Origin of the sequence: Neptuniibacter sp. QD29_5 (assembly GCF_047778125.1) — a bacterium.
In the GTDB taxonomy this organism is placed as follows: domain Bacteria; phylum Pseudomonadota; class Gammaproteobacteria; order Pseudomonadales; family Balneatricaceae; genus Neptuniibacter.
The window spans coordinates 1,747,129-1,773,457 of the sequence record NZ_CP180556.1 but is presented as its reverse complement, the minus strand read 5'-3'; the positions used below and the strand labels follow the sequence as shown (position 1 = coordinate 1,773,457).

Here is a 26,329-nt window from a genome sequence, read left to right as displayed (position 1 = left end):
TTTTTAGTATAAAACAAGTGCCAATTAATGCTTGTCGGGGGTAAAGGCGCTGTTGCCGCACAAAAAATTGGCTATAAACAGGCCGATGACAATGCTCGTAGGGTTTTAGAAAAGGCTTTCCATGATCGAGTGATCGAGCAGATTGCTATTGATGGTATCGTTTCGGGCGGTGGTAGCATCCATTGTGTGACTCAGCAGGAGATTAAGCTGTAAGCTGAAATGGTAAGAACCCTATTTGGTAGGGGCTTGAATTAGCATCTGGCAGTGTGGAGCTAATTAAGCCGCTATTAAATAGGACTCTCGTCCTTTGTGTTTGTCTTTGCGTTTATATGTGCCTTTACCTTTTTTAGCTTTGACCACTTGGGATTTAAAAACCTTTGAAGTGACTAATGCTGCTAAGTGATTTTGTTTAATCTTTCCTCTACCTGTATCCACCTCATGGATTGAGGATACGGTTGTTTTAGTTTTCATACATGTGTCCTTGTTAATGCAATTAGATAGTTCTCAATTGCAGAAGCTGCATTATAACGCTGATTGGCTATAATGCGCCGCTTATTTGATAAACACTTATTTCATAATCAACAGGAATTGCTGTGCAGCTGTTACGCATCGATTGTCTAGGCAAAACTTTACGTCTTGAGGGCTCAATGTCTGGTTGGCAGGCACTGTATTGGGATAACCAGTTAGTGTCTCAGATAGCGGCGAGTGCAGATCCTGCTGAGAGTACGGAGCACCGTTTCGCCCTGATGACTGGATCAGGCGAAGAGATCGAGTGCGTTTTGACTTTGTCGCTGACATGGCAGCCCTTCAATCTTGAATATGAACTAGCAGTTGCAGATCAAAAGCTTGGAAGTGGTGAGCTAGTCGAAAAAGACATTGAAACCCAAGTGGTTGAGAATGTCGTTAAACAGCCAAATAAGATCAGCATACTGGGTATGGCATCTTTAGGCCTTAAGCTGTTTAAAAGCGCCAAAGTCATTAAGGTACTGTTTGCTGCAGGAAGTTTAGCAGCGTATAGCTGGTTATTCTCCTTTGAATTTGCGTTAGCACTGATCCTTTGTTTGGTCTTCCATGAATATGGCCATGTTCGTGCTATGAAGCGTTTTGGTTTAAAGACAAAGGGCATCTATTTAATTCCGTTTTTAGGTGGCTTAGCTTTATCAGATGATCGTATTAACACCCGTTGGCAAGATGTTTATATCTCCATCATGGGCCCGGTATTTGGCTTATTCCTATCCTTAGTTGCTCTGGTTCTATATTGGTTGACGGACATTGAAATTTTGGCGGGTATTGCGGCCTTCAATGCCTTACTCAATCTATTTAATTTGCTGCCGGTTTTACCGCTAGATGGTGGCCACATCCTAAAAAGTATCGCTTTCTCGGTTAACTCAGTTTTTGGTCTAGTGATCTGCGTTATCGGTGCTTTAGCGGGTGTCGTAATTAGTTATTACTTTGGCATGGCGCTGCTAGGTTTCTTGCTGGCTGTGGGCAGTATCGAGATTGTGCTCGAATGGAAACACCGTCACAGCAGTCAGTTATTGCCATTGGCACGCTATGGTCAGGTAGTATCAGCCTTATGGTACTTCGCTACTGTAGGTGGATTATGCTGGGTGATCTGGATCTTAGGTCAACAAGGTAACAGTGCTCTTGCTCTACCATTACAAATTCTTGGAAGTTGATTATGAAGTTTGACACTTTGCCTTTGTGCGAGAGTTTAATCGCAGCCATTAATACCGCAGGTTATAGCGAAGCCACACCCGTTCAAGCTGAAGCGATACCTGTCATTCTATCTGGTAAGGATCTTCTTGTCGGTGCACAAACAGGTACCGGTAAAACAGCAGCCTTTGCGCTGCCAATCTTACAATCCATTCTGAGCGATCCTGAATTTAGTAGTGATCAAAACAAAAGACTCAAAGCTTTAGTGTTGGCGCCCACGCGGGAGTTAGCACAGCAGGTGAATAACAGCTTTAAAAAATATGCCAAAGGAACCGGGTTTAGATCGGCCGTAGTTTATGGTGGTGTGGGCATTGGTCCGCAAGTGGATCAAATCAAGAAAGGGATCGATGTGCTGGTGGCGACACCCGGTCGTTTATTGGATCTACATAAGAAGAAAGCAGTGAATCTTAGGCAAATCACTCACCTGGTATTTGATGAAGCTGACCGAATGCTGGATATGGGCTTTAAAGATGAGATTAAAGGGGTTTTAAGCAAGTTACCTAAGCGTGACGTACAGCCACGGCAGGTACTGCTTTTCTCGGCGACCTTAAGTGATTCCATCTACCGTTTTAGTAAAAATTTATTAGATAAGCCCGAGCGTATCGAAGTAGATCAGCGTAATTCCTCGGCGGCTGATGTCGATCAGATCGTTTATAACTGCGACCCCGATCGAAAGTCTGAGATTGTCAGTCACTTAGTCGAAAAGCATGACTGGTCACAGGTGATTGTTTTTTGTAATACCAAGCAAGGTGCAGATAAGCTAGTAGGGGCTCTTAAACAAGCGAATATTTCTGCCGATGCCATCCATGCAGATCGATCACAAAAACTCAGGGAAGAAGCGCTAGAACATTTCAAGCAGGGGCATCTTAAGGTTTTGGTAGCTACCGATGTGGCCGCAAGAGGTATCGATATCGACAGCCTGCCAGCCGTAATCAATTACGAAATGCCTTATAAAGCAGCTGATTATGTTCACCGTATTGGCAGAACAGGCAGGGCGGGTAAAAAGGGCGTAGCTATCTCATTACTGATAGAAGAGCAGAATCATCTATTAGAAGAGATCGAGGTCTTGTTGGATACCCGATTGCCACAACAATGGTTACAAGGTTTTGAACCGGATCTAACTCGCGAAATAGAAATTACTCGAAACAACACTAAGGCAGCACAGAAAAGACGTGCTAAAAAGCGTGCTTTAAATAAGCGATAGAAAAAGCGTCGTTGCTATTTAGGCTGTATTTTAGAACAGACTTTCAACTGCTTTTTACTTATGAAAGCATAGTTAGTTAAATTAACGCGTTTTTCTGAAGGCGCAAATTTCAAAGCAAGAAAGTACTTTTAAATCAAATGATTACGATGCAATTATAATGTTTTTCTTTGTTGTATGTTTAGCTGTTAGGCCACATGAGGGAGTATGGAATACTTAAATAAAAAGGCATATGCGGAGAACATTAAAGCCGCTGAGTATTATTTATCTCTAGCTGAATCATCCAGGGAAGGTCAGCGTTGGAATATTATTTCTGTCATCATTTATAGTGCATTTGCTATCGAGGCGTACCTGAATCACGCTGGTATCTCGCTTCGAGACAACGAATGGGATTCATGGGATGCTGAGAATCATCCAAGTCCTGAGCAAAAGCTAGAGAGTCTGGATGTTCAACTAGAAACCGAGGAAGCAGCTAGTTTTACAGAGCTATTCCAGCTCAGAAATATGGTAGCTCATGGTCGTAGCAATGTTGTATTTAAGAGTGTAAGGAAACCCCAGAATAATATTGTTGGTGCTATGAACAATCTATCGTCTGAGTTCGAGGCAAGAACCACCTTGAAAAAGACAAAGAAACTTCATAAAGGCGCACGTAAAATAATCAGCCAAATAAATGAGAGTACGTTGAAGTCTGGTAGTGTTGAATTATGGAATATTGGCAATGGTTCACTGCGAACGTCATAGCTTAACAAGTAAAGGCACCGGACATGCTAACTCGTACCCAATGCTTTGTGCGTTATGTGTAAGTTAGCAGAGGTCGATGCGATTTATCATAAAGCTTTGGAGTTTGGAGCTACTGACGAAGGCGCTCTTGGGGCCAGAAGTGAAATCTTTTATGCAGGATACTTTAGAAACCCTGAAAGCAATAAATTAAATGCATTTTTCACTGGTTAATGAGTACAAAACAAGTCAATAAAACCATTGAATTTGGACATGGCTTGCATTCAATATGTCAGCTTGAAGACTGATTTCTACGCAACTTCAGGAGCCAAGAAGACTTTTTCTTTTCCGCCTCATAAAAAACAGCGACAGTGAAGAAAAACATAAGTAGAAGAACTACGTGAATGGCAAGGCTTAAGCCAAAATAAATCATACTTCCAATATAAATCGCGAACGCAAAGCTCCACATCGTAGCTAATATCATCATGATATAGTATCTACCCATAGGATCTGGGATATGTCTTAATGGGTTTCTGCTTGAGTCAAAGATATATTTGTAAAAATCGTATAGTTATAGTGCCAAAATTTTCATGACGAACCCTCTCGGATATGTACTGTTAATATGTACGAAGGGGCTTGGGAATAAGATCACTACATAGGCTGCCATTAAGTACGCTAAATATTAGAAATGTGATATAGCATAAAACGGCATTTCTGCATTAACAATTAAGGCATTGTTAGCTCTATGCTCGAAATTATAGAAACTGTAATCAAAGGCCTTGGTCTTCTTTTAAAGCTAGCCATAGAGGGAGGGGTTCTGTTAGATATCAGTATTTCCACAACAGGCCGATATTCCATAAAAGCAGTGTACCCTCCACATTGGAATAAGCAGGTTAGCTATGGAGATGCGGTAGAACGTATAGTTGGGGCTGTTGTATGGTGCATTTCGGCTTACGTTCTGTATTCGCTATAAGGCCTTATAACGTTTCTAGATGAAAACTTAAAAGATAAACACCCGTCCCGTAAACAGACTTATTCTTCGCTTATAATCGGTAGACCAACTGTTAAACATCAACGCTAGTGATTTGGATTTATGTATGCCTCAACATGAACAAGCAACTTGTCCGATGTGCGGCTCATTGTTTGAGTGCAAGGTCGGTAGCTATTTTATTTGTTATTGCAGTGAGATCCATCTAACAAGGGAGCAGGCTGGTTATTTAGCTGAGAGGTGGGATGAGTGTTTGTGCTGTAAATGTTTAAATGAGTTTAAAGAAAACTGGGGTAATATTCCCGATTCTGAAAAATAAACAGAGCCCTTCAGATTGATAGATTGTTGTTAGAAACATTAAGGAAAATGATGTTCATTAGAGAGATTAAAGAGGACGATACCGATGGCGTTAGTCGTGTCTGTTTAGATGCTTTTTCTGACTCGGTTGCTGGTTCATTGTCTGATGAAGGGATCTCTACTTTTGCAGCAATAGCCTCTGCAGATGCTTTTGCCAAAAGGATGAAAGCAGATAATCGTATGCTCGTCGCAGAAGATAATAACGGTGAAATCTTAGGTGTTGTAGAGCTAAAGGAAGGCCGCCATATAGCGATGTTATTTGTTACACCCAGTCAGCAAAAGGGCGGGATTGGTCGGAAATTACTTATAGCTGTATTGAAATATGCGAGAGCAGAAATCGTAACTGTCAGCGCTTCATTACCTTCTGTCCCTGCTTATCAGAAATATGGTTTTAAGCTTAAAGGGGATGTGGGAGAGTTGTCAGGTTTGGTTTATCAACCTATGGAAATTTCGGTTAATCAATAGGTTAGGCATTTTTTTTGATGCTGGCTATTACCTCATAAGCCTCTCTAATCTGATTGAATTTTATCTTACAGCCACCTTTGTCTGGATGATGTTCTGAGGCTAATTTTCGGTATTGTGTTTTCACCGATTGGAAGTCGCTATCTTCAGTTAGACCTAAAACGTCGAGCGCTCCCTGATAGTGATCTTGATTAAAGTAACGGGTCCAAAAACTATCTAGCAGTTTATTGACCGATTCTTCGTTACTTGATGTGAATTCATCCCAATCTAGATAGTACTCTCTGACCGCTTGATCTGACTCTAGTGACAATTCGTTTTGATTGCTGTTTTCGGTTTTGATAAGGCTGATCTCTAATGCAGAGATCGTCAGCTTAAAGCCTTGCTCCCAAAACTTCGGTTGCAGGGTATAGAGCGCATTCATGATAAGGAAATGCTGTCTAAACAGTGCCAAGTCACTACCTGATGGTGCATCTTCACCGAAATCATCAGCATTAAGTTCTAGGGCTTTTAGTAGCTCGTATTCACTTATGCTGGCTTCTGTTTGCCTAAGGATCTCTTCGATTGGAGTGACGAGTGGGTTACGAGACATAATTCAGTAGTTTTGCTGATGATTAGAGCAGCTTATCGGCGTAGGATGAGGATTACCAGTCGAGAATATTTCATACACATTAGTATCGATTGGCTTTTACCCATTTGATAGTAGGCAGTAAAATACTGCCATGCAGTTTAGTAACCAGGAATAACAAGAAATATGAATCTGGCAGATCAAGTTCAAGCGCTGTATGCCAAGTATGGCGCTTTAAAAGGCATTACTATTGAGATTCATAAGCAGCTTGTTGCGATCGCAGTAAAAAACGAAGCGGCTTCAGCCACTGTTTTTTTGCAAGGGGCGCAAGTTGCTGAGTACAGTAGAATAGGGGAACAGCCTGTTTTGTGGCTGGGCCAAGAAAACGATTTTAAATCCGGTAAGTCTCTTCGTGGTGGGGTACCTATCTGTTGGCCATGGTTTGGGGACCTATCAAGAAACCCAAATCAAGTTAGAGACCAAGTTAATGAAGCAGAACCACCTGCCCACGGCTTTGTGCGATCTCAGGATTGGGAGCTATTAGCTGTCGATCTGATTGATAGTGAAACGACTCGATTAACGCTTCAGCTTGAGGTACTACCCACAGAGCTCTGGCCATATCCAGCTGTTCTTCGTTTAACAGTTACCGTGGGTGTTGAGTTAGATTTAGAACTTAAAGTTAAAAATTTAGGCTCAGATACCTTCAGCTATACCAGCGCTTTGCACAGCTACCTTCAAATTGGTCATGTAAATGATGCAGCGATAGAAGGCTTAGAAACGGTCGAATATATAGATACGCTGGAAGACTGGCAGGTTAAGCAATCTAATTCAGCAATTGGCATCTCGGCTGAAACAGACCGTATCTACCCAAATATCCCAGCTCAGGTTGCTATCAAAGACAAGCAGATGCGCCGTCAGATACTTATGAGTGCTGATAACCTGCCTGACATGGTGGTTTGGAACCCTTGGATCGATAAAAGTAAACGCTTAAGTCATTTTGCTGATAATGACTATGAGAACATGGTTTGCTTGGAAAATGCGTCTGTCCTGGATAATGCTGTTGAGCTAGCGCCTGGTAGTGATTCAATTAGCAAAGTCTCAATCCGTTCTGTTCGTCTGTAACCCTATAGATTACAGACGAAGAACACCCCCATGCTCAGTACGGCTGTCATCAAGGTGTTTTTAGTTAAAAGCATCAACACGATGGCAGCCAGTGCGCCTATGATATACGGGCTGTCTAAGCGCGTTGTAAAGTGTCCATCCTGTAAAAACACTAATGGGCCTATAACGGCGGCTAGTACCGCAGGGGCCGAATAACTAAGAAGTTCTAGTGCTTTATTATTTAGCTTAAGTGGTAAGCGGGGTTCTAAAAATAGATAGCGACTTGCGAAGACAACGATCGCCATAAGCCCAAATAATAGCCAATAATTCATTCCGATCTCCCAACTGCGCACTTAAAGAAATAACCACTTAACATCCCCAAAACAATTGAGATCAATAAGCCTGCTTGGATCTCATGAGATTCGCAGTACACAGATACCACCAGTGATACGCCTACACAAACCAGATAAGAGAGGTTTTTAATCATCGGGATGAGTATGGCGATAAATGTAGCGACAACCGCGAAGTCCAATCCAAGGTTAGTTAGATTGGGCAAAGCTGCGCCAGCAAGGATTCCTACCAGCGTTGAAAAATTCCAGGCGATATAGAAACTTAAGCCTCCACCCAATGCATACCAACGATTAAATATACCGTTATCTTGTGTGCCATTTACGAAGAGTTCGTCGGTTAACAGGAAACCGAGTGAACTGCGCCATTTAAGGGGGAGGCCCTGGATATACTGGCGCATTGCCATGCTATACAACAGATGTCTTGAGGTAATCAGCAAGGTGGTGACTAGTATGCTGAATGCAGAAGCACCGGATTGTAGCATACCTATAGCAACCAACTGTGAAGTGCCCGCAAATACAAACAGCGACATGGCTTGGGTTTGCCAAGCGGTTAGACCCGATTCGATTCCGTATGCGCCGACTAATATGCCCCAAGGCAGTACAGCAATAATAAGGGGTAGCATTGCTACCGTGCCTTTAAGGAAAGACTGCTTAGGGCTTAATGGAATTATTACCTGACTATTCACTTTCACGCTCTTTATTATGTTGAGCGATAAAGATAAATATTCAGTAATTGTGAGTCTTGTACAGGATTGCGGCCTGTTTGTGATGCTAGCTTCTTATCTGTCGAGCATATTGACCAGGCGTTACACCGATAGTCCGTTTGAAATGACGGTTAAGATGGCTCTGATCGTGAAAGCCTGCTTTTAAGGCTGCATCCAATAGTGTGTCGCCTTGAGCGATAAAGCGTTTGCTTAGCCGCACACGTGATTGTATCTGATAAGCATGCGGAGGGAGCCCGTAGAACTTCTGAAACTGTCGTACCAGATGAAAAGCACTAATTCCCGCAAGTTTGGCTAGATCTTCTAGTGACACATCAGCTTGTGGGTGATCATCGAGGTAGTTTTTTGCTAAAGCGACTCTCGACTTAGCATCGGCCTGCTCAGGTATATCTGTGCTGCATTTACCATGACGCTGCATCAACTTGAGTAATGCGTTGTATAGCAGTGTCTCGCGCAGCAAGCGGTTATCAGAGTGTTGTAAATGATATAGGGCTAGTCGAAACAAGCCTGCGAGCTCTGGGTCTTTAACAACCGGTTCTGAGAAATAGGCTGAGCCGCTGATATTAAGGCCTGCTTCTTTTGCGATACTCGCTAATTGATCAGGTAGAGGGTAGATCGCTTTATAAGACCAGCCACCTTCAGCTGCAGAATGACCATCGTGTACTTCGTCGTGATTAACGAGGATGATACTGTCTTGCGGCGCAACGTGGTTAGCACCATTTCTTAGGAAGCGCTGAGCACCTTCCTCAATCACGCCTACCGTATAACCCTCATGGCTATGTCTAGAAAAATTCTGGCGCTCATAGGACGCTTCTAGCATCTCTAATCCGCCTAGTTCATCTTCTATATGGTAGTTAGCGATCTCTTTTTTGCTCATGGCTACATTCTAGCGTAAACATGATTGTGGTTTTTGTACAAAATTGATCTTTAAAGCATGTAGCACTTTGCATAAGCTTAGTATTTGTTAAGTCTTTCTAAACCAGCTTGACCATAATATCGTGTAGAACGTTTGCTGCAGCATGTAGTCTTCGAGATCCATCCATCAAGTGATGATAGATTTCGCGTTTACAAAGCATCTCTGTGGTGACTTCACTTTGGAAGAGTTCTTTTAAACTGTGCCTATATAGTCTTTCGATACGTCGATGGGCATGCCGAGCTGCCTGTGCATCTTTCTCACTACCGGCGGGATAGGATGATAAACCACCAAAGCCTCGCTCCAAAGCTTCGCAGCCCGTTAGGAGCTCCTCAAGAATTCTCACCATTTGTTCGTCGGGCTCAACGCCCAGATCAAGCATCTCGTTTATTGTGCTTTTGCAATGGGTGATGATCCAATCCAAGGATGCAATGGCACGGTAGATATCTTCACGGTCTATTGGGGTGGAAAAGGCCCGGTTTAGTTGGTGTAAATTACGTATTTTAAGTGCGTCTGCTTGATGCTCATCTGCCGCTAATACTTCTGCGAGATAATTGTTGGGGCTCTTCATATATTGATAGAGGTTTCTGATCGTTACCGTTACCAATGTACATTGCTCGGTTAGGAGTAAGAAAAAGTCAGGTGGCGTAGGGACAATCCTATTAAGGAGCTTACGAAAGAGGTTTTGTTTACTCTGATCGCTCATATCTAATCCTTTTCAATATCTAAGCAAGCGTAGTAAGGCTCAGCACGCCAAAACTAATAATGGAGACAATGCCAGCACCAGGTATGGTGATTAACCAAGTGATACCGATCTCTTTAGCCTTGGACCATCTTACGGCTTTAGCTCTCTCTGCCGCGCCTATACCCATAATAGATGAGGAAACCACGTGAGTTGTTGATACGGGCGCGCCAATCATTGAGGCTAAAAATATAACGCCTGCAGATGAAGCTTGAGAGTTAAAGGCATGTAGGGGCCTAATTTTGTAGATAGAGAAGGCTAGTGTTCTAACAATACGCCAGCCACCTAGTAATGTTCCTAACGTAATAGAAATGGCACAAACTAGAATTACCCAGAATGGCACTGAAAATTCGCTGATCTCACCGCTCATTAGTAAGCATAGAGTTAATACACCCATACTTTTTTGGGCATCATTAGCACCGTGGGAGAAGGCTAAACCAGCAGTTGTGAACCATTGAGCGCCCCTTAATTCACGATTGATCAAAGGGCTGGCTGCTCGCAAAAGATACAGCGTGATCCGTTGCAGTAAAAAGCCTATCCAGAAACCCGCTAAAGGGGAGATAAACAGTGCTAGCAATACCTTTGTAACGCCAGTGATCTGTCCATGTGCTAATTGTGAAAAGCCCCAGAGTACATGTTCTGGCCCCGCTGATACGACAACAGCCCCAACTAAGCCACCAACCAATGCATGCGAAGAGGAAGAGGGTAGGCCTCTATACCAAGTAAAAAGATTCCAAACTGTGGCAGCTAATAAACCGCAGATCACTAGAGATAAAGATAGGTTGCTTGGGAGGTCATCTAAAGTGACAAATTTACCAATGGTGTTTGCGACTGCTGTACCCCCAAACATAGGCCCCAAAAAGGTGAATGTGCCTATGACTAAAATAGCTTGAAGGGGTGTCATAGCATGCGAAGCGATCACCGATGCTATCATATTGGATGCATCGTGAAATCCATTGGTGAAGTCGAAGACTATAACAATGGCTGTCGCAACTATGAGGAATAGCCAAATTTGATCCATCTAATTTGCTGACTCACATTAGCTTTCATTTTTGGAGGCTAATAACTTAATAGTAGTCAGAGAATAGGTTTATGGAATTAAAAGAAACTTGAGAATGTACATTTAGATCAGAGAACCCATTCCCAAAAGTATGGGAACGGGTTTATGAGTTGGAAATTAGGAGAACGCTATACTTTAACAACCCACTTTAGCTTTTTCTCTATAGCTTGAATCATCAGGCCAGCAACGTCTTTACCGGTTGCGCCTTCGATGCCCTCCAAGCCCGGAGAAGAGTTTACCTCTAACAGTAAAGGGCCTTTCGCTGAACGAATGATATCTACGCCAGCTACTTTGAGGCCCATGGCCTTAGCTGCTTTAATAGCGATCTTCTTCTCATCTGATGTTGGAACGATAAGGCTCGCTGTACCACCCTGATGGATATTCGCTCTGAATTCGCCAGGTTCAGCTTCACGCTGAATTGAAGCCACAACTTTTCCATCCACTACAAAGCAGCGGATATCTTTGCCGTTGGCTTCTTTTATGAACTCCTGAACGAGAATGTCGGCCTTAAGGCTCTTGAATGCATTAATAACACTCTCTGCGGCTTTCTTGGTTTCAGCGAGTACAACGCCTTTACCTTGAGTGCCTTCAAGCAACTTAATGATCAGTGGTGCGCCACCAACCATATTGATCAGATCATCCGTTTCGAGCGGTGAGTTAGCAAAACCCGTGATCGGAATATCAATCTTGCTCTCGAAGAGGAGTTGTAGGGAATGCAACTTATCGCGAGACTGAGTAATAGCCCCGGCGGTATTAAGACAATACACACCCATAGATTCAAATTGACGTGTCAGTGCACACCCATAGAAGGTCATGCTTGGGCGAATCCGTGGGATAATTGCATCAAGATCATTTAGTACCTTGCCGCCACGATAATGAACCTCTGGATTTTCAGCATCCATCTTCATGTAGCAGTGCTTGATATTCAGGAACACCATCTCGTGACCGCGCTCTTCACCTGCTTCCATAATCCTACGATTACTGTATAGATTTGGGTTGCTGGCTAGTACAGCGATTTTCATACCTTTTTTGGGTGTTTTTTTGCTTAGATAGAGTTCTTTTAACTCATCATCAGCAATGTCACCTAAACAAAAAGATTCTTCTGGGTCTACAATTAACTTACCGGACATCGCTTCACGGCCTAATAGCATGCGATAGCCCATCGCATCTCTATTGGTCAATGTAAGTTCAACATCCCAGCTTTGATCGCCAATAGCTAAGCTTGTTTTGATTACATAGCGCTTTTCCGATGTGCCGCTAGAGCTTTTCACACTCCGGCGATCAAATATAGGGGCTTCGCAATGAACTACTGTCTTGCGATTGTCCTGTAATGGGCATACATCAAATCTGACCCAAGCAACGCCATCTCTTTGGAATTGTTGGATATTTAAAGCATGGATTGCAGATGTTTTAGCACCAGAGTCAACTCTGGCTTTGATTGCAGGAACGGCAAGTTGAGGGAACTTGCACCATTCTTCAGCGCCGCAGATATTCTTTTCGATTGTCACTCATTTGATCCTCAATAAAGGCATTTGCCTTGTGGTACATGAGTGCAATTTGACTCCTGTTTTAATCAAGAGACAATCTTTTTTTACAGGTTCTATATGAAAATTTTTAGAAGATATTAGAGTGGATCTGAAAGGAAAAAGGCCTAGTGTATACTAGGCCTTAGAGAATTTATTCAGCAGTTAGTTTTTCTAGTTGTTTAAACTCTTTAATACCACTGATCTGGTCTTCTGCGTGGTGGTTAACATATAGAACCGTTGTGTCACCACTGGCACAGATCTTCTCAATTAAAGCCAGTACGAGCTGACGGTTGATATCATCGAGGCCTAAGCAAGGCTCATCAAGGATCAACAAAGTAGGGTGCTTAACCATCGCTCGTGCAATAAGTAATAAACGTTGATCACCAAAAGAAAGCTGGTTGTATGGCTCGTTGGCACGATCTTCCATACCTAGCAGGGCTAGCCACTGGTCCGCGACTTCTTTCTGCTTATCGGTACTCTTTGTGTACATACCGATACTGTCGTGGAAGCCGGAGATGATGACGTTTCTAAGGCTGATGCTTACACGGTATTCCCACTGAAGTGCGGTAGATACATAGCCGATATATTGCTTGATCTGCCAGATAGTTTCGCCGTTACCCCGTTGCATACCGAATACAAAGATGTCGTTGGTATAGCATTGCGGATGGTCGCCGGTAATTAGGTTTAGCAAACAAGTCTTACCACTGCCGTTAGGCCCGCTTAGTTGCCAGTGCTGTCCCGGCTTAATGGTCCAGTTAAGGCCATCAATAACTTTTGAATCTGCGTAGGCAATTTTAATATCAGTTAAGCGTACTAGTGGATCTTCTGGATTAAGTGCTGGTGGACGATCGGATTCATCTGTAGGTGGCACAGATAGCTCGGTCGTTTTTAGGTGTAACAGTTGATACAGATCGTCGTAAGCCTGTTTGTCGTTAATATCAACCGTGTGGTGAAGCTCACCTTTGTCTGTGTAAGCAACATGGGTGATGAAATCAGGCATTTCATCAAAACGGTTTAATACCAGAATCATGCCCATTGAATCGATCTTGCTTGCTAGCAGGTCGTGCAACAGCCTCATAGAGTCTGCGTCTAGACCATAGAAAGGCTCATCTAGAATGATAAGGTCTGGATTATTCGCTAGGGCGCGAATCAGCATGATCTTACGCGTTTCACCCGTGGAGAGCTTTCTGAAGCTGCGATCCAGCATATGTTCTAACTTGAACATGCTAACAAGTTGGTCGAGTAGCTCAGCATCAAATTCTGGGTAGATCGCTTTACCTTCTTCCAGAATTTCTCTTACCGGGGTGCCTTCACTAATAACATCCATGATATCGGCATCGTCTTTCTTTAGCTCTCGGGCGATCAGTTCTGCCTGAGCTTCAAAAGAGACAAGTTCAATATGTTTTGGTAGGCCCGAAATAGTACCGCTGACTTTATCGCCAGCACCGGCCAAGATTGCAGATAGGGCAGACTTACCAGAACCGTTGGTACCAGTAATCACCCAATGTTGGTTGGGTTCAATTGTCCAATTGATGTTGTTGAGCGTGAAAGACTCACCAAATTCTGCCGTGTAATTCTCAATCTTAATGCTGTTCATAGGCTCTATTATGCGGATCTATCGATTGGGTTTTATAGAAATCTGTTACGGAAAAAGCTTAAATTTAGCTAAAAAAAAGCCAAGGCAAAGCCTTGGCTTTAATTTTCTTACAAAAAGAAAATGTATAAATATCAGGTAATTATACGATCTTCTTCATGTCAGCCATGTGCCCACGTAGCACTTTACCGATCGCTTCAACTGGGTGAGAGCGTAGTGCTTCGTTAACTTCGATTAGGCGAGCGTTGTCTACGCCAGTATCAGCAAGATCTAGACCTTTACCAATAACATCAGTTTTGATGCCTTTCATGAAGTCGCCTAGTAGTGGTAGGCAAGCGTGGTTGTATAGGTAGCAGCCGTACTCTGCAGTATCAGAGATAGTTGCGTTCATTTCGTAAAGCTTCTTACGTGCGATTGTGTTAGCAATCAGCGGAGTTTCGTGTAGAGACTCGTAGTAAGCAGATTCAGCGATGATGCCTGCAGCAGTCATAGTTTCGAATGCTAGTTCAACACCCGCTTTAACCATTGCAACCATTAGGATACCGTTGTCGAAGAACTCTTGCTCAGAGATCTCTACGTCGCCTGCTGGAGTCTTCTCGTAGTTAGTCTCAGCAGTTTCTGCACGCCAGCCTAGTAGGTTCTTGTCGTCGTTCGCCCAGTCTTCCATCATCACGCGAGAGAAAGTACCGTCGATGATGTCATCTTGGTGCTTGTTGTAAAGCGGACGCATGATAACTTTTAGCTCTTCAGAAAGATCGAATGCTTTGATCTTAGCTGGGTTAGATAGACGGTCTAGCATGTTAGTCACGCCGCCGTATTTAAGAGCTTCAGTGATTGTTTCCCAACCGTACTGGATAAGCTTAGATGCGTAACCAGCGTCGATGCCTTCTTCAACCATTTTGTCGAAGCAAAGGATAGAACCAGTCTGTAGCATACCGCAAAGGATAGTCTGCTCACCCATAAGGTCAGACTTAACTTCAGCGATGAAAGAAGACATTAGAACGCCTGCTTTGTGACCGCCAGTACCTACAGCGTAAGCTTTAGCTAGTGCAAGACCTTCGCCTTTTGGATCGTTGTCTTCGTGTACAGCGATAAGTGTTGGTACACCGAAACCACGAACGTATTCAGCACGTACTTCAGAACCTGGGCACTTAGGAGCAACCATGATTACTGTTAGGTCGTCACGGATCTGCATGCCTTCTTCAACGATGTTGAAACCGTGAGAGTAAGATAGGCAAGCACCTTCTTTCATTAGAGGCATTACAGCTTCAACAACAGGTGTGTGCTGCTTGTCTGGAGTAAGGTTAAGAACTACGTCAGCAGTCGGGATTAGTTCTTCGTAAGTACCAACAACGAAACCGTTCTCAGTAGCGTTTTTCCAAGACTGACGCTTTTCAGCGATTGCTGCTGGACGTAGAGCGTAAGAAACGTCTAGACCACTGTCACGCAGGTTAAGACCCTGGTTTAGGCCCTGTGCACCACAACCGATAACAACCATTTTTTTGCCTTTAAGAGCTTCAACGCCATCGCTGAATTCATCCATAGACATAAAACGACATTTACCCAGCTGTTCTAGCTGCTCACGCAGTGGAAGCGTGTTGAAATAGTTCTTAGACATTTCTACATTCCGTAATATATATAAAGTCGGTAAACCGACATGTTTGTTATAGCGCTACTCTAAAAGATTCAGGGTATCGCGTAAAATGATATATATGGTTTGCTCTGTTGCGTTTCTTGCAACGATTAATCCCATACAAAGTGAGGCAATAATAGCGCTTTATTGGCAGGTATCCAGTTTAATTAGATGAAAACTGTTCCGTATCACCAAATTTGGCCATAACTGTATGTTAAATAAACAAAAAGTGGGCTTGTTACGATTAATTTTGCATATGCGTGAAATAGTGCTTGCTAAAGGTGAAGAGGATCTATAATATTCGCGCCACATTGATGCGGGGTGGAGCAGCTTGGTAGCTCGTCGGGCTCATAACCCGAAGGTCGTTGGTTCAAATCCAGCCCCCGCTACCAAATTCAGAATAAGCCGATTTAGTTAACTCTAAGTCGGTTTTTTCGTTTCTGGGGTATGGTGATTTTTGTTGAGCGATTTTTCGTTTCTACAGCCTAGTTACTTCCCAGATAAATACAGGGGTTGTCGATGAGCTCCCCAGTTACCATGACTGTCTTCAAAGCGACCAGGTAAGGGTTCACCACAGCCTACGCAACGGCCAGATTTAAGATTCCACTCTCCTAATTGATACCAATCGCGTTCAATCAAACGTAATCCACAGTTGTGGCAGTAGGTTGAGCTACCAGAAGTGTCATGCACGTTACCCGTGTAAACGTACCTTAACCCGTTTTTCATAGCTATTTCTCGCGCACGCGTTAGGGTTGATGCAGGTGTTCGATCTTTGTCTCTCATTTTCCAATCAGGATGAAAAGCAGAGAAATGTAGTGGGATGCTGGGACCAAGGTTGTTGTAAATCCAGTGGGTCATAGCATCGATCTCTTCATTGCTGTCATTTTCGTCAGGAATAAGCAGGGTTGTGACCTCAAACCACACTGAGGTTTCATTATGAAGGTAGAGAAGAGTATCGAGTACAGGGGAGAGGCTGGCTCCGCAGAGCTTTTTATAAAAGCGTTCCGAAAACGCTTTTAGATCAATATTTGCGGCATCCATATGCTCAAAAAAACGAGGGCGTGCTATATCAGTGATATAGCCAGCGCTGACAGCAATCGAGTTGATTTGATATTCATGGCATGCAATCGCAACATCTTCAGCGTATTCGAGAAAGATTACGGGATCGTTATAGGTATACGCGATTGAGCGGCAATGATGTTCCTGACAGTATTTTGCTAATTGTTCTGGGCTTGCTGCATCGGCAAGCCTATCCATCTCACGGGCTTTGCTCATATCCCAGTTTTGACAAAACTTACAGGTGAGGTTACAGCCAGCTGTACCGAAAGATAGTACTGGAGTCCCCGGCAGATAATGATTTAGTGGTTTTTTCTCTATGGGGTCTATACAAAAACCACTCGAACGCCCATAAGTGTATAGGTGCATCTGACCACCTTCATTACCTCGTACAAAACAGAGTCCGCGTTGCCCGTCTGATAACTTGCAATAACGAGGGCATAAATCACATTGAATCTTTTTTTGATCAAGTTCATGCCAGAACCCCACTTCAAGCACACTCATACTGGGTTCCTATTTGGGTAATTAATCGATGATGTTTTTAAAACTCTCGTAACTTATTTCTATACTTGAAGGGTAGGACGGCTTGTGATTGTTAGCAATCAAACTGCTATATGTGTTCTTGTGATATGGGACATACTACGGAGAAGCTTATGAATACTCGTCAGCCAGCAGTGTCCGGTTTGTTTTACCCTGATGATGCTAGAGAATTGGCAAGTGAAGTAGATGCTCTATTGAGACAAGAGCAGAGAGAAGTGATACCGAACTTAAGGGCTTTAATAGTCCCTCATGCCGGGTATATTTATTCAGGAAGTGTCGCGGCCGCAGCTTTTAGCTGTATCTCATCAGAAGCACAGTTTAAGTACATTTTATTAATCGGGCCAAGCCATCGAGTAGCATTTCAAGGAATGGCCGTTCCTTTGGCTGATCAATTCAATACACCACTTGGTAATATCTCCATTGCTGCGGATAGAGTCAGCGAATTAGTTGATAAAGGCTGGGTCAGTTACAACGACCTAGCACATACACAAGAACACAGTCTTGAAGTCCAGTTGCCATTTATTCAGCAAATCAATATTCAAGCAGATTTAATTCCTGTTGTAGTCGGAAATGCATCGGCAAGTGAGATTGCCAGATTGATTTTACCTGCGTTACAAGATCCAGAGGTGCTAACTGTAATCAGTACCGATTTGAGCCATTATCATTCTTACGTCAAAGCAAAGTTAATCGATGAAAATACTAATCAACGGATCATTGCTGGTGACACAGATATTAAAGGTGATGAAGCGTGCGGTTACATGGGCCTTAATGGTTTACAGTGTGCACTAGCTTCCACAGATTTTAAAATACATCTGCTTCAATCCTGTAATTCTGGAGATAGTGCGGGTGATAAGAGCCGCGTTGTAGGGTACGGTGCTTATGCCATCTATTGAATTTAGTCATGAGCAGCAAAAGTTAATGATTGAAATCGTTCAAGATGCAATTGCATCGAAACTTGAATTACAGTCAAAAAATGAGCCTATAGATTATGATTCAATTTCAAAATTGTCATGGCTTAATAAGCCAGCTGCAACCTTTGTAACTTTATCTATCAATGGAGAGCTACGAGGTTGTATCGGCACATTAGAAGCACGACGGTCTTTACTTAAAGATTTACAGCGCAATGCTGTGAACGCAGCCTTTTATGACTCTCGGTTTGAGCCTGTGTCTGTAAGTGAATTTGAGTCCCTTTCAATTCATATCTCTGTATTAACGGCACTAGTGGAATTAAGCGTATCAAGCGAAAAACAGCTTCTTGGCTGTTTAAGGCCAAGGATTGATGGGCTAATAATTGAAGAAAGAGGGCATCGAGCCACATTTCTACCACAAGTTTGGCAACAGCTACCTACAGCAAAGGTATTTCTACAGCGCTTGAAGTTAAAAGCGGGTCTGCCGGTAGATTACTGGAGTGATAATATGCGTTTTTTCATTTATCAGGTGGTAGATGTGGTTGATCAGGATGTTGAGAAGCACTCCAGAAAGTAATAATTGTTGTTTAATTAAATCTTAAATTAGTAGTTTAGATAATCGTCACTTTCGGTTTGTCTTCGTTGTTGTTTTAGCTCTGTCGCCGCTGCAGCTTTCTTCAGCTTATCTTCACTCCACATAGACACTTCAGAAGGTTTCATGCCTTTAGAAACCATAGTGCCATCACCTGGTCGGGTGATCTCTACCTGTCCATGTTCGTTTTTGATGTAAACCCCTTTACCTTCCAACATAGTTACATCCAGTGCATCTGAGAAGATCATCCCTCCCCAGAACTCCGTGCCACGAACACCAATAGTCGCTAATGGTGTGTGTATCTCGAATTTTGGCCGCGCTTGGTTACCTATTGAGCCGGTTAGGGTTCTAAATGCGCCTTTCAGCATTTTAAAACTGACGTCTGAAGTTTGGTTTTTTTTATCAAATTGATATTTGGATAACTCAAATTGGGTGTTTTCGGCCAGAGATATAGTGGTTTTATCAGCTAGCTTGATCAAAATCTTACTACCAACAGGGGTGATTAAAACGTCTTCAATAAATAGGGGATCATTCCTTTTGATGAAAAGATGCTGATTCTGGCGTTCTACAAGTGGTTTTCCTTGGATAAGCACAACCTTACCAATTTCATTATCGGCAGCTACAGGATTGGAAATAAAACAGAACAATAACAGGAGAATGCGTGAAAAATTGGATAGAAGTGACATCTTAATGCTCCATGTTCTTTGAGTCAGATAAACACAAGGTACCTAGAGCTAATTGTTACATCAATTCAGTAGATAGCAATTGAATCTCCATTTGTTGATCTTGTCATAAAGTGAAGTTTGTCCTTTTCATGACACCAATTTATTTCTAGCTTCAACCGGCTTATCTTGAGTGCCTTAAGCAATCCAACCATGAGTCATTAATACCTGTGCTAATCCAACGCGTTTATCAATACGACCCTGACTTTAAATTAAAAGACCCATCGGCTCGTCATGAAATTGCTAAACACTGTTTTGAAGCAGGTAAACACAAGTTAACAATGAAGTTACTGAATGGTCTTCATCAAGATTTCCCAAATTATGAGGGCAAAGTTCAGGCTTATGAGTTAATGGCGGATGCACTAGAGGCGATGCCAAGCAAAGGACAGCAAGCTGAAAAATACAGGGAAATGGCAGCTAAAATGGCTGAAGCAGAGTAAAAACGGCGGTTGTTTTGTTATATTAAAAGGAGCCGAAAGGCTCCTTTATTGTTTTGTTAGTTCATTCGTCGTTCAAGGCCTGCTTGAGCCATGATTCGAGTAGATATCTCTTCAATCGAGAAATTTGTTGTGTTGATCGTTGAAATATTTAGCTTCTTAAACAGTCGCTCAACTTCACGTACTTCGAAATCACACTGATCAAGTGAAGCATAACGGCTATTAGGACGGCGTTCATGACGAATCGCAGAAAGCTGGAATGGATCAATTGTCAGACCGTAAAGCTTATGTTTATGTTCCTCTAGTACTTCAGGAAGGCGATTAAACTCCATATCTTCTTCGGTCAGAGGGTAGTTTGCTGCACGGATACCAAATTGCATCGCCATATAAAGGCACGTTGGTGTCTTTCCGCAGCGGGATACACCTACAAGGATGATATCCGCATTGGCGTATTGGCGTGTACGCGCACCGTCATCATTATCGATTGCAAAGTTTACTGAATCTATGCGGTCTTTGTAGCGAGTACGCTCAACGATACCGTGGGATTTACCTACGGAATAATTGGAGTGAGCATCAAGCTCGTTTTCTAGAGGTTTTAGGAAGCTTGAAAAGACATCGATCTTAAAGGCATTCGATTCGGCAATGATATTACGAATATCTTCATTTACGACCGTATCAAAGATCAAAGGGCGAGTGCCATGTTGCTCGGCAACTTGGTTGATCTTCTGGACGGCCTCGCGAGCCTTTTCAACGTCATCTATGTAGGGAAGAGTAATCTGTTCAAATTCAATGCTATCAAACTGAGCAAGCAAACTATGCCCCAATGCTTCTGAGGTTAGACCTGTTCCGTCTGAAATAAAAAAAGCTGTTCGTTTCATTGTTTACTTACAATCTGCAACAAAAATATATGGCTGACTATACCAGATGTAGAGCAGGGTTGCGGCTATCATCGGCAGCCATATTTCAGCGATTGGTCATGATTTCATCAATAGTCTGATTATCATCAAAGTAATCCACCATATATGCGCTTTTTTCAGGGGATTTTTGCTGCTGAGTGCAGTAAGATCTCACCATTATTAGAAGTAATAACTATACACCAGAGTAGGAGATATACAGTTGCAGAACTATGTACTGCGCCTAGATCAGGTAGGAATGAATGACGTAGAAAGAGTAGGCGGTAAAAACGCTTCTCTTGGCGAAATGTTACAAGAACTTACTGGCGCGAATGTTAAAGTGCCAAATGGTTTTGCAACTACGGCTGATGCCTATCGTGACTTCCTAACTCATGGCGGTCTAGAAGATAAGATTAATGCCAAGCTTAAAGAGCTTGATACTAATGATATCCAAGCACTAAAAGAGACCGGTAAGACGGTACGTGATTGGATCATGGAAGCAGAGTTTCAACCAGAACTTGATCAAGCGATCGAAGCGTACTGGGCTGATATGTCTGCTGAAAATCAAGATATCGCTGTGGCAGTTCGTTCTTCTGCAACGGCTGAAGACCTACCGGATGCTTCTTTTGCCGGGCAGCAGGAAACATTCTTAAACGTTCGAGGTCTAGCCAATGTTAAACACGCGATCAAAGAGGTATTTGCATCTCTCTATAACGATCGTGCTATCTCTTACCGTGTTCACCATGGTTTTGAGCACAGTGAAGTAGCGCTTTCTGCCGGTATACAGCGCATGGTTCGCAGTGAAACTGGCTCTTCCGGTGTAATGTTTACGTTGGATACAGAGTCTGGTTTTAACCACGTAGTTTTTATTACTTCTGCATACGGCTTAGGTGAAACCGTTGTACAAGGCGCGGTTAACCCAGATGAGTTTTACGTATATAAGCCAACCCTAAAAATGGGTGCACCAGCAATTATTCGTAAAACGATCGGTTCTAAAGCGATCAAGATGGTCTACTCTGAGCCGGGTTCAGACAATCCTGTATCCACTGTTCAAGTTGATCAGGCTGAGCGCCAGCAGTTCTCCATCGATGATAAAGATGTTCAGCAATTAGCGAAGATTGCCATTGAGATCGAAAACCACTATGGCCGCCCAATGGATATTGAGTGGGCTAAAGATGGCGATACGGGCGAACTATTTGTCGTTCAGGCGCGTCCTGAAACTGTTAAGAGCCGCAGTAATCAAGCGGTAATTGAGCGCTACCTACTAAAAGAAACCAGCCAAGTACTTGTTGAAGGCCGCTCTATAGGTCATCGAATTGGCTCTGGTAATGTACGTATCGTCCATGACATTAATGAAATGGAGAAAGTACAGCCGGGTGAAGTGCTTGTTACAGATATGACAGACCCTGATTGGGAGCCTGTTATGAAGCGCGCTGCAGCTATTGTTACAAACCGCGGTGGTCGTACTTGTCATGCTGCAATTATTGCCCGTGAATTGGGTATTCCTGCGATTGTTGGATGTGGGGATGCAACGGAACAGTTTGTTAATGGTCAAGTTGTGACTGTTTCATGTGCTGAGGGTGATACCGGTCGAGTTTATGCTGGAAAACTGGATTATGAGCACCAGTCTAACAGTGTAGAATCTATGCCTGATCTACCTTTCGAAATCATGATGAACGTGGGCAACCCTGATCGTGCATTTGATTTTCAGGCACTGCCAAATGCAGGTGTGGGGCTAGCGCGCCTAGAATTCATTATTAACCGCATGATTGGTGTGCACCCTAAAGCATTGATTAATTTCGATCAGCAGCCACCCGCACTGCAGCAGACTATATCTCGCCGTATTTCAGGTTACGACAGCCCAGTCGATTTCTATGTTGATCGTCTGGTAGAAGGTATTTCTACATTGGCCGCTGCTTTCTACCCTAAGAAAGTGATCGTACGTATGTCTGACTTTAAGTCGAACGAATACGGTCATCTAATCGGTGGCGATGCGTTTGAACCAAGTGAAGAGAACCCAATGCTTGGTTTCCGTGGTGCAGCACGATACATCTCTGAAAACTTCCGTGATTGCTTCGAACTTGAATGTCGTGCTCTTAAGCGTGTACGCGATGAGATGCAGCTTACTAACGTTGAAGTAATGATCCCGTTTGTACGTACCCCGGGTGAAGCGAAACAGGTTGTTGATCTGCTTGCTGCTAATGGACTTAAGCGTGGTCAGAACGGTTTACGTGTAATCATGATGTGTGAGATTCCATCTAATGCATTACTTGCTGATGAGTTCCTAGAACACTTTGATGGCTTCTCTATTGGCTCTAACGATCTAACGCAGTTAACACTGGGCTTGGATCGTGATTCCGGTGTTATTGCGCACCTATTCGATGAGCGAGATGAAGCGGTTAAAAAGCTGCTTTCCATGGCTATTTCAGCATGTAAGAAGCAGGGCAAGTACATCGGTATTTGCGGCCAAGGCCCATCCGATCACCCTGATCTAGCTCGTTGGTTGATGGAGCAGGGAATTAGCACAGTATCTTTGAACCCTGATTCTGTTCTCGATACTTGGTTCTTCTTGGCAAATAATCAAGAAAGCTAAAAGCTTTTATAAATCAAAGCGCTATTAAGGTTTCTTAATGGCGCTTTTTGCTTTTGAAAGAGATGAAAATAATTTCAAATCAGCACTTCTTACAGCCTGATAAAAGCCTACAAACAATGCAGTACCAGCCCCAACGAGATGTGCTTCACTAAATACCGCCCATCCTTCAGTTACAAAGACTGTATCCTGCATAAATATCTCAGTAACCGTTTTAACAGCGATCGCTATCAACGGTAGCCATGCGATAAAGCCTTTTTCCTCTCTTAACCATTGCCATGCTGCTAAACAGATTACAGTGTATAGGATCCCAGATAAGCCACTGTATCGCGCTATATCTGTTAGTGGTGAAAGTAGAAAGATGGATAGGGTCACTAGGCTTGCAAGCAATCCATATATGAATAGCTTTTGGTTACGTTTCTCTAAATACGCTCCTGCGGCGGTAAAGGTTAACAGGTCCCAAAAAAGGTGCTCTGTAGAGCTATGAACAAAATGGGCTGTAATTAAACGCCAGAATTGTTGTTGCTCAGCAATTAGGGCGTAATCAAAGCAGAGCCATGAAAGCACAGGATAGAAATAACCTAGTAATCCGATGCTCAAAACACTGACGATGATAGATAAGGTGATCAGCGGTACTTTTGTTGACTGCTCGTTATCGTTAAGAGCATGACGAGAGTCACAACCGCCCCGAAGGGCAGTTGCGATTGAGGTGAACAAATTCATGGCCATTTCAGCTCTGTTTAGCGCTTAAAGCGACGAATTTGTACTAGTGCAATGGCTACAGCGATAAAGATCACTAACCATGGTGATACAGCACCGCCACCTGAACCTGTGCGTGTTGATGAAACACTCGGTCTAGTTTGGTTCTGGTTAGCCTGATCTTTCGATTGATCGACAAACATTGGCTGTTGAGCATCTACGCGATTCTGCTGAGCGGTAATCTGTTGTTGTGCTCGGTTTTGACGAGCGGTCTGTTCTTTTTCAACGCGTTTTAGATTAGAGCGCTCAATATTCATCGCTTTGAAGACTTCGTCTCTTACAACGATCATAGATGTGTAGTCAGTTACCAAGCCATATTCCACAGCGGTATCAACAATCGCTTGCTCAGCATCTTTGTCAGAGCCTAGGTAGTCCATCTCAGCTTGTAGCTCTTCTATTGCAGCATAAGCCCATAGGCGTTCCAATTCAGGGCTGTCAGTTGCAACGTCAGGTAGATTAAAGCTGGTCTTGTAGGTTTTCTTTTCACCGTTGATTGTGCCGGTCAGCTTCACTTCTGCCTTGCCTGGTTTGTAATAGTGTCCAAATAGAGTCAGTTGTTGACCGTGGTAAAGGGTATTAGCAAGGCGCGGTTTCACCAGCTCTTTGCTTCTTACACCATCAATCTCGATCTGAATGTCCCGCATAGAAGCATGAGCCATCTTGCCTTTGGCTATCTGGAGCTGACCACTAATATCGTCAGAGTTTGAAATCTGTAGAGCAAAGCCATTGGATACGCGTGTCATCTCTTCTAAAAGAGGACGGTTAGCGCTGTTACCCATAATAAAAGTAAATAGGCGGGCATCACGCTGCTCTAGTAGATCTAGAAATTTACTCTTTTCGGTCGTGCCTACATTGGCAACGCCATCTGTAACAAGAACGACTGCAGTAGTTCTATCCGAATCCAGTTGATTAATGCCGGTCTTAAGTCCCGCATAAAGATTTGTACCGCTACTTGGTTGTACCTGATCTAGACGTTGCAATGTGTCTTTAATTGTTTGCTGATCAGCAGGTAGGTAGCCCTGTGTGAAACTCTGAGCTCGATTGTTAAATAATACGATCTTGAAGCGATCATTTGGGTTTAACTGTGTTAATCCGCTTCTAATACCTTCAATCAGGGATGAGAATTTGCCGTGCATAGAACCGGAAATATCTAGTACAAACACCCAGTCTCGACCTTGATTCATTACTGGGAGGTCGCTACCCGGTGTTAACGTCAGCTTATAAGTACCTTTGCTTGAGCCTTCTTCTTTGTACGCGAGCATATCCACGCTTGCAGGTAGGTTTTCAGCATGACGCCAGTACAGCAATATATCTTTATCTAGGGTCGTCACACTGCTATTGATAGGAGTTTCTGAGTTTTGAGTTTCATACTGTTCGGACAATTCTGCTTGCTCCAGATCTAGCTGCTGTTGCGTCAGGTGGTTAGCTGAATTGATCAAGCTTGCTTGCCATTCATAGGCATTAAGTTGTTGGAAGGATGCATTCGGGTGTTTAGGCATTCTTAAGCCATCAACTGGATAGCTGGTCCTTAGCTTCACATCAAAAGAGAACTTCTCATTTACCGTTTCGTTGCGATCCCAAAAGCTCAGTTTTTGCTCGTCAACACCACCATCTTCAAGAGGGTATACGTATCGACCAATTCCAGTATCGGTCTGGGTATTCTGTAGATATACCAACTTGATTTTAACTTCCTGATTAGCCTTTACAGGAAAGACAGAGATATCGAACGTTTTGTATTGGTCTTTCTCTACGATCGCAGTTTCATTTCCCTTTTGTTTTTCCTGCTCGTAGATCTGTCGGGCACGCTGTTTCTCTACGACTTCACCTGTAACAGGTTGGCCATCAATCCAATAGCTAAATTCACCTACAGCCGCTTTATCTGGAACCGGGAAGGAGTAAATAGCTTCTAGATCAGTCGCGTTAGGGTTATGAAAAACTTGCTCAACTGTTGTGGTTGCGTACATATCTTCAATCACAACATCGACATGGTGTTCTTTGATTTTTAGCTCTTCATACCCTGCATTGCTCGGTTTTAATAGTCCTGCAGCATTACTGTATGGGCTCATCAAAAGAGCGCTGCCTAATGCTATCGCTGTGAATAGGCTGCTGCGTTTTAGGTTAGGAGTTGAGTGTTTCATCGCTTGTTCCTCATCTATTGATGGGAGCAAGATTGTGATGTTTAGGC

General features: G+C 43.2%; 28 protein-coding genes, 1 tRNA gene and 1 pseudogene. 14 read left to right on the top strand and 16 right to left on the bottom strand.

What is annotated here, in order from left to right:
* The first annotated feature begins 27 nt into the window (after positions 1-27).
* Positions 28-213, top strand: a complete 186-nt coding sequence (locus tag ACMXYR_RS08230) for an agmatine deiminase family protein (RefSeq protein ID WP_415901169.1) — start codon at positions 28-30, stop codon at positions 211-213.
* A gap of 63 nt (positions 214-276) precedes the next feature.
* On the opposite strand, the gene arfA is transcribed toward ACMXYR_RS08230, so the two are convergent.
* A complete protein-coding gene (arfA, locus tag ACMXYR_RS08225; protein WP_415901168.1) occupies positions 277-471 on the bottom strand; it encodes an alternative ribosome rescue factor ArfA in 195 nt (64 codons plus the stop codon).
* A 122-nt stretch (positions 472-593) separates the two neighbouring features.
* Between arfA and ACMXYR_RS08220 the strand changes: the two genes are divergently transcribed.
* From ACMXYR_RS08220 to ACMXYR_RS08190, 7 genes are all read left to right on the top strand, one after another.
* The gene (locus tag ACMXYR_RS08220; protein ID WP_415901167.1) at positions 594-1,679 is read left to right on the top strand and encodes a site-2 protease family protein; all 1,086 of its coding nucleotides are present in this window, start codon (positions 594-596) and stop codon (positions 1,677-1,679) included.
* A gap of 2 nt (positions 1,680-1,681) precedes the next feature.
* The gene (locus ACMXYR_RS08215; RefSeq protein WP_415901166.1) at positions 1,682-2,920 is read left to right on the top strand and encodes a DEAD/DEAH box helicase; all 1,239 of its coding nucleotides are present in this window, start codon (positions 1,682-1,684) and stop codon (positions 2,918-2,920) included.
* 204 nt (positions 2,921-3,124) lie between these two features.
* Positions 3,125-3,658: a hypothetical protein gene (locus tag ACMXYR_RS08210; protein WP_415901165.1), complete on the top strand. Its 534-nt coding sequence runs from the start codon at positions 3,125-3,127 to the stop codon at positions 3,656-3,658.
* Positions 3,659-3,712: 54 nt separating this feature from the next.
* Positions 3,713-3,868: a hypothetical protein gene (locus ACMXYR_RS08205; RefSeq protein WP_415901164.1), complete on the top strand. Its 156-nt coding sequence runs from the start codon at positions 3,713-3,715 to the stop codon at positions 3,866-3,868.
* A gap of 511 nt (positions 3,869-4,379) precedes the next feature.
* The gene (locus ACMXYR_RS08200) at positions 4,380-4,607 is read left to right on the top strand and encodes a hypothetical protein (RefSeq protein WP_415901163.1); all 228 of its coding nucleotides are present in this window, start codon (positions 4,380-4,382) and stop codon (positions 4,605-4,607) included.
* A gap of 124 nt (positions 4,608-4,731) precedes the next feature.
* Complete coding sequence (locus tag ACMXYR_RS08195) at positions 4,732-4,941, top strand: cysteine-rich CWC family protein (protein ID WP_415901162.1); 210 nt, start codon at positions 4,732-4,734, stop codon at positions 4,939-4,941.
* 50 nt (positions 4,942-4,991) lie between these two features.
* Entirely contained in the window at positions 4,992-5,444 is a 453-nt protein-coding gene (locus ACMXYR_RS08190) for a GNAT family N-acetyltransferase (protein ID WP_415901161.1), read from the top strand.
* A gap of 1 nt (position 5,445) precedes the next feature.
* Here ACMXYR_RS08190 and ACMXYR_RS08185 read toward each other — a convergent pair whose 3' ends face one another.
* Positions 5,446-6,030: a DNA-J related domain-containing protein gene (locus ACMXYR_RS08185; protein WP_415901160.1), complete on the bottom strand. Its 585-nt coding sequence runs from the start codon at positions 6,028-6,030 to the stop codon at positions 5,446-5,448.
* Between the two features lie 162 nt (positions 6,031-6,192).
* Between ACMXYR_RS08185 and ACMXYR_RS08180 the strand changes: the two genes are divergently transcribed.
* A complete protein-coding gene (locus tag ACMXYR_RS08180; RefSeq protein ID WP_415901159.1) occupies positions 6,193-7,128 on the top strand; it encodes a D-hexose-6-phosphate mutarotase in 936 nt (311 codons plus the stop codon).
* A 2-nt stretch (positions 7,129-7,130) separates the two neighbouring features.
* On the opposite strand, the gene ACMXYR_RS08175 is transcribed toward ACMXYR_RS08180, so the two are convergent.
* From ACMXYR_RS08175 to ilvC, 9 genes and pseudogenes are all read right to left on the bottom strand, one after another.
* A complete protein-coding gene (locus tag ACMXYR_RS08175) occupies positions 7,131-7,439 on the bottom strand; it encodes an AzlD domain-containing protein (protein WP_415901158.1) in 309 nt (102 codons plus the stop codon).
* Positions 7,436-8,143 (bottom strand): AzlC family ABC transporter permease, encoded by a 708-nt coding sequence (locus ACMXYR_RS08170; RefSeq protein WP_415901157.1) that lies wholly within the window; start codon positions 8,141-8,143, stop codon positions 7,436-7,438. Before ACMXYR_RS08170 ends, ACMXYR_RS08175 begins: the two co-directional genes overlap by 4 nt.
* Positions 8,144-8,228: 85 nt before the next feature.
* Complete coding sequence (locus ACMXYR_RS08165) at positions 8,229-9,056, bottom strand: AraC family ligand binding domain-containing protein (RefSeq protein ID WP_415901156.1); 828 nt, start codon at positions 9,054-9,056, stop codon at positions 8,229-8,231.
* 97 nt (positions 9,057-9,153) lie between these two features.
* Positions 9,154-9,798 carry a DUF47 domain-containing protein gene (locus ACMXYR_RS08160; RefSeq protein ID WP_415901155.1) on the bottom strand — a complete coding sequence of 215 codons (645 nt, stop codon included), beginning with the start codon at positions 9,796-9,798 and terminating at the stop codon, positions 9,154-9,156.
* A 19-nt stretch (positions 9,799-9,817) separates the two neighbouring features.
* Positions 9,818-10,855 carry an inorganic phosphate transporter gene (locus ACMXYR_RS08155; RefSeq protein WP_415901154.1) on the bottom strand — a complete coding sequence of 346 codons (1,038 nt, stop codon included), beginning with the start codon at positions 10,853-10,855 and terminating at the stop codon, positions 9,818-9,820.
* Between the two features lie 167 nt (positions 10,856-11,022).
* Positions 11,023-11,916, bottom strand: coding sequence for a 30S ribosomal protein S6--L-glutamate ligase (gene rimK / locus ACMXYR_RS08150; RefSeq protein ID WP_415903635.1), 894 nt, complete (start codon positions 11,914-11,916; stop codon positions 11,023-11,025).
* 129 nt (positions 11,917-12,045) lie between these two features.
* A pseudogene (locus ACMXYR_RS08145) lies at positions 12,046-12,402 on the bottom strand (ATP-dependent zinc protease); the annotation flags it as partial.
* 169 nt (positions 12,403-12,571) lie between these two features.
* Positions 12,572-14,017 carry a molybdate ABC transporter ATP-binding protein ModF gene (gene modF, locus ACMXYR_RS08140; RefSeq protein ID WP_415901153.1) on the bottom strand — a complete coding sequence of 482 codons (1,446 nt, stop codon included), beginning with the start codon at positions 14,015-14,017 and terminating at the stop codon, positions 12,572-12,574.
* 139 nt (positions 14,018-14,156) lie between these two features.
* Positions 14,157-15,632: a ketol-acid reductoisomerase gene (gene ilvC / locus ACMXYR_RS08135; RefSeq protein WP_415901152.1), complete on the bottom strand. Its 1,476-nt coding sequence runs from the start codon at positions 15,630-15,632 to the stop codon at positions 14,157-14,159.
* Between the two features lie 330 nt (positions 15,633-15,962).
* On the opposite strand from ilvC, the gene ACMXYR_RS08130 reads away from it, so the two are divergent.
* Positions 15,963-16,039: transfer RNA gene (locus ACMXYR_RS08130), tRNA-Met, on the top strand.
* Between the two features lie 97 nt (positions 16,040-16,136).
* Here ACMXYR_RS08130 and amrS read toward each other — a convergent pair.
* Complete coding sequence (gene amrS / locus ACMXYR_RS08125) at positions 16,137-17,207, bottom strand: AmmeMemoRadiSam system radical SAM enzyme (RefSeq protein ID WP_415901151.1); 1,071 nt, start codon at positions 17,205-17,207, stop codon at positions 16,137-16,139.
* Positions 17,208-17,356: 149 nt separating this feature from the next.
* Between amrS and amrB the strand changes: the two genes are divergently transcribed.
* On the top strand, positions 17,357-18,136 hold the full coding sequence (gene amrB / locus ACMXYR_RS08120) for an AmmeMemoRadiSam system protein B (RefSeq protein WP_415901150.1): 780 nt from the start codon (positions 17,357-17,359) through the stop codon (positions 18,134-18,136).
* The gene (gene amrA, locus ACMXYR_RS08115) at positions 18,123-18,728 is read left to right on the top strand and encodes an AmmeMemoRadiSam system protein A (protein ID WP_415901149.1); all 606 of its coding nucleotides are present in this window, start codon (positions 18,123-18,125) and stop codon (positions 18,726-18,728) included. The genes amrB and amrA overlap by 14 nt, the downstream gene beginning before the upstream one ends.
* 26 nt (positions 18,729-18,754) lie before the next feature.
* Here the strand turns inward: amrA and ACMXYR_RS08110 are convergent, their stop codons facing one another.
* On the bottom strand, positions 18,755-19,429 hold the full coding sequence (locus ACMXYR_RS08110; RefSeq protein ID WP_415901148.1) for a FecR domain-containing protein: 675 nt from the start codon (positions 19,427-19,429) through the stop codon (positions 18,755-18,757).
* Positions 19,430-19,635: 206 nt separating this feature from the next.
* On the opposite strand from ACMXYR_RS08110, the gene ACMXYR_RS08105 reads away from it, so the two are divergent.
* Complete coding sequence (locus tag ACMXYR_RS08105; protein ID WP_415901147.1) at positions 19,636-19,905, top strand: hypothetical protein; 270 nt, start codon at positions 19,636-19,638, stop codon at positions 19,903-19,905.
* A 56-nt stretch (positions 19,906-19,961) separates the two neighbouring features.
* Here ACMXYR_RS08105 and ACMXYR_RS08100 read toward each other — a convergent pair whose 3' ends face one another.
* On the bottom strand, positions 19,962-20,780 hold the full coding sequence (locus tag ACMXYR_RS08100; RefSeq protein WP_415881266.1) for a pyruvate, water dikinase regulatory protein: 819 nt from the start codon (positions 20,778-20,780) through the stop codon (positions 19,962-19,964).
* A 238-nt stretch (positions 20,781-21,018) separates the two neighbouring features.
* On the opposite strand from ACMXYR_RS08100, the gene ppsA reads away from it, so the two are divergent.
* Entirely contained in the window at positions 21,019-23,388 is a 2,370-nt protein-coding gene (gene ppsA, locus ACMXYR_RS08095) for a phosphoenolpyruvate synthase (protein ID WP_415898201.1), read from the top strand.
* Between the two features lie 24 nt (positions 23,389-23,412).
* Here the strand turns inward: ppsA and rrtA are convergent, their stop codons facing one another.
* Both rrtA and ACMXYR_RS08085 read right to left on the bottom strand, forming a co-directional pair.
* Entirely contained in the window at positions 23,413-24,108 is a 696-nt protein-coding gene (gene rrtA, locus ACMXYR_RS08090) for a rhombosortase (protein WP_415901146.1), read from the bottom strand.
* A gap of 17 nt (positions 24,109-24,125) precedes the next feature.
* The gene (locus ACMXYR_RS08085; RefSeq protein WP_415898203.1) at positions 24,126-26,282 is read right to left on the bottom strand and encodes a VIT and vWA domain-containing protein; all 2,157 of its coding nucleotides are present in this window, start codon (positions 26,280-26,282) and stop codon (positions 24,126-24,128) included.
* Positions 26,283-26,329: the final 47 nt, after the last annotated feature.

Bases quoted from the DNA above. Each gene is read 5' to 3' on its own strand.
- arfA (WP_415901168.1), bottom strand. From the start codon at position 471: ATGAAAACTAAAACAACCGTATCCTCAATCCATGAGGTGGATACAGGT.
- ACMXYR_RS08110 (WP_415901148.1), bottom strand. From the start codon at position 19,429: ATGTCACTTCTATCCAATTTTTCACGCATTCTCCTGTTATTGTTCTGT.
- amrB (WP_415901150.1), top strand. From the start codon at position 17,357: ATGAATACTCGTCAGCCAGCAGTGTCCGGTTTGTTTTACCCTGATGAT.
- ACMXYR_RS08175 (WP_415901158.1), bottom strand. From the start codon at position 7,439: ATGAATTATTGGCTATTATTTGGGCTTATGGCGATCGTTGTCTTCGCA.
- ACMXYR_RS08165 (WP_415901156.1), bottom strand. From the start codon at position 9,056: ATGAGCAAAAAAGAGATCGCTAACTACCATATAGAAGATGAACTAGGC.
- amrA (WP_415901149.1), top strand. From the start codon at position 18,123: ATGCCATCTATTGAATTTAGTCATGAGCAGCAAAAGTTAATGATTGAA.
- ACMXYR_RS08190 (WP_415901161.1), top strand. From the start codon at position 4,992: ATGTTCATTAGAGAGATTAAAGAGGACGATACCGATGGCGTTAGTCGT.
- rimK (WP_415903635.1), bottom strand. From the start codon at position 11,916: ATGAAAATCGCTGTACTAGCCAGCAACCCAAATCTATACAGTAATCGT.
- ACMXYR_RS08215 (WP_415901166.1), top strand. From the start codon at position 1,682: ATGAAGTTTGACACTTTGCCTTTGTGCGAGAGTTTAATCGCAGCCATT.
- ilvC (WP_415901152.1), bottom strand. From the start codon at position 15,632: ATGTCTAAGAACTATTTCAACACGCTTCCACTGCGTGAGCAGCTAGAA.
- ACMXYR_RS08205 (WP_415901164.1), top strand. From the start codon at position 3,713: ATGTGTAAGTTAGCAGAGGTCGATGCGATTTATCATAAAGCTTTGGAG.
- ACMXYR_RS08230 (WP_415901169.1), top strand. From the start codon at position 28: ATGCTTGTCGGGGGTAAAGGCGCTGTTGCCGCACAAAAAATTGGCTAT.
- ACMXYR_RS08185 (WP_415901160.1), bottom strand. From the start codon at position 6,030: ATGTCTCGTAACCCACTCGTCACTCCAATCGAAGAGATCCTTAGGCAA.
- ACMXYR_RS08160 (WP_415901155.1), bottom strand. From the start codon at position 9,798: ATGAGCGATCAGAGTAAACAAAACCTCTTTCGTAAGCTCCTTAATAGG.
- amrS (WP_415901151.1), bottom strand. From the start codon at position 17,207: ATGAGTGTGCTTGAAGTGGGGTTCTGGCATGAACTTGATCAAAAAAAG.
- ACMXYR_RS08100 (WP_415881266.1), bottom strand. From the start codon at position 20,780: ATGAAACGAACAGCTTTTTTTATTTCAGACGGAACAGGTCTAACCTCA.
- rrtA (WP_415901146.1), bottom strand. From the start codon at position 24,108: ATGAATTTGTTCACCTCAATCGCAACTGCCCTTCGGGGCGGTTGTGAC.
- ACMXYR_RS08200 (WP_415901163.1), top strand. From the start codon at position 4,380: ATGCTCGAAATTATAGAAACTGTAATCAAAGGCCTTGGTCTTCTTTTA.
- ACMXYR_RS08195 (WP_415901162.1), top strand. From the start codon at position 4,732: ATGCCTCAACATGAACAAGCAACTTGTCCGATGTGCGGCTCATTGTTT.
- ACMXYR_RS08155 (WP_415901154.1), bottom strand. From the start codon at position 10,855: ATGGATCAAATTTGGCTATTCCTCATAGTTGCGACAGCCATTGTTATA.
- modF (WP_415901153.1), bottom strand. From the start codon at position 14,017: ATGAACAGCATTAAGATTGAGAATTACACGGCAGAATTTGGTGAGTCT.
- ACMXYR_RS08180 (WP_415901159.1), top strand. From the start codon at position 6,193: ATGAATCTGGCAGATCAAGTTCAAGCGCTGTATGCCAAGTATGGCGCT.
- ACMXYR_RS08210 (WP_415901165.1), top strand. From the start codon at position 3,125: ATGGAATACTTAAATAAAAAGGCATATGCGGAGAACATTAAAGCCGCT.
- ACMXYR_RS08085 (WP_415898203.1), bottom strand. From the start codon at position 26,282: ATGAAACACTCAACTCCTAACCTAAAACGCAGCAGCCTATTCACAGCG.